General features: G+C 65.6%; 2 protein-coding genes. Both read left to right on the top strand.

Annotated features, from left to right (window positions below; all coding sequences use genetic code 11):
* On the top strand, positions 1 to 269 hold a 269-nt coding region (locus BTA51_RS29210; RefSeq protein ID WP_168188339.1), incomplete at its 5' end, for a PhnD/SsuA/transferrin family substrate-binding protein.
* Positions 266 to 465: FAD-dependent oxidoreductase (locus tag BTA51_RS29205; protein ID WP_141215731.1), on the top strand; the 200-nt coding region annotated here is incomplete at its 3' end. The genes BTA51_RS29210 and BTA51_RS29205, both read left to right, overlap by 4 nt.

Raw genomic sequence — 465 nt, 5'->3', positions numbered from 1 at the left:
GCGTCGAATCCGGCGGGCATCGGAACTCGGTGAAAATGGTCGCGGCGGGCGATGCGGATCTTGCCGTGATCGACTGCCGCTCCTGGGCGCTGGCGCAGCGCTTCGAGCCCGAGGCGGCCTCGCAACTCATGGTCATCGGCTGGACGGGCGAGCGCAAGGGCATCGCCTATGTCACCTCGCGCGCGACCGATCCCGCTATCGCTGAAGCAATGAAAACCACCCTACTTGCAATGGGTTGCCTGCCGGCACCCGACGGAGACGTGAAATGACCAGAACTTATCGGGCCGTGGTGATCGGCGGGGGCGTGGTAGGCTGTTCGGTGCTGTTCCACCTGGCGAAGGCCGGCTGGAAGGACGTGCTGCTGATCGAGCGCTCGAAACTGACCTCGGGGTCGAGCTGGCACGCGGCGGGCGGCTTCCACACGCTGAACGGCGACCCGAATGTGGCGAAGCTGCAGGCCTATAC

The organism is Hahella sp. CCB-MM4, from assembly GCF_002260525.1.
Classification (GTDB): Bacteria; Pseudomonadota; Gammaproteobacteria; order Pseudomonadales; family Oleiphilaceae; genus Hahella.
This window is presented reverse-complemented; position numbering and strand designations above follow the sequence as displayed.